Origin of the sequence: Rhizobacter sp. (assembly GCF_035702065.1) — a bacterium.
Classification (GTDB): Bacteria; Pseudomonadota; Gammaproteobacteria; order Burkholderiales; family Burkholderiaceae_C; genus Rhizobacter.
Map to the genome: position 1 here is coordinate 1 of NZ_DASSRA010000085.1, position 2319 is coordinate 2319.

Here is a 2319-nt window from a genome sequence, read left to right on the forward strand (position 1 = left end):
TGGACGACGAGGACCGTCGAACACACCTCAACCGCTTGGGCTGAGGTATCGAAGCCCCGCTCAGCCCAGCCAAACAGCCATCGCCCGCTCACCCGCTGAGGTCAGTTTCAACGCACGTGAATCCTTCACCTTGCGAAGCCATGACTTCGCGATGGCGTGCTCAAGCAAAGCCACCGCAAGGCCGCCGGCGAGATGGTCACGCCGCTCCGACCAATCCAGGCAGGGGTAGGCAAAGCGTCGTCCTGTCGCGACGGTCGGCAGTTCCAGGCCCAGCTCGTTCAACTGTTCGCGTCCTGGTTCAGTGAGCGCAAAGTGGCCCTCGCAAGGCACCAGCGTGCCGCGCGCCAGCAGGCCCTCGAACAACTGCACGCCCAGCTCGCCGGCCAGGTGGCCGTAGCAGGTGCGCGCCGCCTTGAGCGGCTTGTAGGGGCCTTGCTCCCACTTGTCGGCAGCGGCACTGCGCTCGGCCACCAGCGAGAGCGCTTCGAGCGCATGCGCGATGTCGGCATCGGCCAGGCGGAAGTAGCGGTGCCGGCCCTGGCTGCGCGCCACCACCAGTTCGCTCTCGACCAGCTTGGCGATGTGCGTGCTGGCGGTCTGCGGCGTCACGCCCGCGGCCTGGGCCAGCTCGCCGGCCGCGATGAAGCCGCCGCCCATCAATGCCGCCAGCATGCGGGCGCGGGTGGGGTCGCCGATCATCGAGGCGACCTTGGCGAAGCGGGGTTCAGGAGACGTCACAGCACGGAGCGTAGAACAAGGTAGCCGCCCAAGGCGAGCAGTCCGGCGAAGAACACCTTCTTGAACAATTCGGCCTCCACGCGCAGGCGCACCCACTGCCCGAGCGCCATGCCGGCCAGCGCGGGCAGCAGGGCCAGCAGCGAACCGGTCGCGTTGCCGAGTTCCAGTGCGCCGCTGCTGCGCAAGCTCATCGCCAACGCAATGGTCGAGACCAGGAAGGAGATGCCGAGCGAGCGCACCAGCTCCTCCTTCTGCAAGCCCAGCGCATGGAGGTACGGCACGGCCGGGATCACGAACACCCCGCTGGCCGCCGTCACCAGCCCGGTCGCGAGGCCCACCCCCGGCGACAGCCAGCGCTCGTGGCGCGGGTTCAGCTGCAGCTTCACCTTGAAGAGGCCCAGCAGCGCGTAGGCGACCAAGGCCATGCCCAGCGCCGCGGTGATGCGCGCCGACCCACCACCCTGCCCCGTCAACCAGCCCGCTCCTGCGGCGATGCCCACGCACACCCCGATGAGCATGGGCGCCAGGCGACGCAGCAAGGCCTGCCAGCCCGGCCCGGCGATCTGCCACACATTGGTCACGAGCGAGGGCACGACCAGCAGCGCCGCCGCCTGGGCTGGCGGCATGGCCACGCTGAGCAGGCCCATGGCCACCGTGGGCAGGCCCATGCCGATGACTCCCTTGACGAAGCCGGCCAGCACGAACACCGCGGCGCACAGCGCCAGCAGGGGAAGAAGAGAGGCGTCGATTGAGTTCATAAGTCACATCCTGCCGAGCTTCGGGCCGGTGATGCTTCGGGCCGGATCGAAGCATCGTCACGTCGTCGGCTAGAGTGCGCGCGAGTCCAACTCTGGGGAGCTTGTGCATGGGAACCGCTCAAATCGTGGCCTGGGTGGCCGTGGCCGTGCTGGTGTTCTGGGGCGTCGGTGCCTACAACCGGCTGGTGCGCCTGCGCAACGCCATCGGCAACGCCTTCGCGCAGATCGACGTGCAGCTCAAGCGCCGCTACGACCTGATCCCCAACCTGGTGGAAGTGGCGCGCAAATACGCCGCCCACGAACGCGAAACCCTGGAGGCGGTGACGGCCGCGCGCAACCAGGCCAAGGCCGCTGCCGACCTGGCGCGCTCGCGGCCTGCGGCAGCCGGCGCCGTGACGAGCCTGTCGATGGCCGAGCAGGTGCTGGGCACGGCGCTCGGCAAGCTGATGGCGGTGGTCGAGGCCTACCCCGAATTGAAGGCCGACCAGTCGCTGCGAGAACTCTCCGAAGAGCTCACCAGCACCGAGAACAAGGTCGCCTTCTCGCGCCAGCTCTTCAACGACGCCACGCTCGACTACAACAACGCGGCGCAGCAGTTCCCCACCAGCCTGATGGCCAACCTGTTCGGCTTCCGCGAGGCGGCCATGCTGCAGTCGACGGCGAGCGAGGCCGAGCGGGCCACGCTGCGCGTGCAGCTGTAGCGGTGCAGTCCGGGGTGATGGCGCCCCACAGTCCGCTCAGGCTGAGGTATCGAAGCCCGGCATGGCCTGAGCAGGGCTTCGATACCTCAGCCTGAGCGGCCCAAATACTTCAACGAAGTCGC

Annotated in this window: 3 protein-coding genes; 1 reads left to right on the forward strand and 2 read right to left on the reverse strand. The window is 68.3% G+C overall.

What is annotated here, in order from left to right; translation table 11 throughout:
- Positions 1 to 60 precede the first annotated feature (60 nt).
- Entirely contained in the window at positions 61 to 738 is a 678-nt protein-coding gene (locus tag VFL64_RS04045; RefSeq protein WP_489539101.1) for an ArsR/SmtB family transcription factor, read from the reverse strand.
- Positions 735 to 1496, reverse strand: coding sequence for a sulfite exporter TauE/SafE family protein (locus VFL64_RS04050; RefSeq protein ID WP_489539102.1), 762 nt, complete (start codon positions 1494 to 1496; stop codon positions 735 to 737). Before VFL64_RS04050 ends, VFL64_RS04045 begins: the two co-directional genes overlap by 4 nt.
- Positions 1497 to 1603: 107 nt before the next feature.
- Between VFL64_RS04050 and VFL64_RS04055 the strand changes: the two genes are divergently transcribed.
- On the forward strand, positions 1604 to 2197 hold the full coding sequence (locus tag VFL64_RS04055) for a LemA family protein (protein WP_489539103.1): 594 nt from the start codon (positions 1604 to 1606) through the stop codon (positions 2195 to 2197).
- The last annotated feature ends 122 nt before the right edge of the window (positions 2198 to 2319 follow it).

What these genes read in the sequence shown, in the direction of transcription:
- VFL64_RS04050 (WP_489539102.1), bottom strand. Translation starts at nt 1,496, where the DNA reads ATGAACTCAATCGACGCCTCTCTTCTTCCCCTGCTGGCGCTGTGCGCC.
- VFL64_RS04055 (WP_489539103.1), top strand. Translation starts at nt 1,604, where the DNA reads ATGGGAACCGCTCAAATCGTGGCCTGGGTGGCCGTGGCCGTGCTGGTG.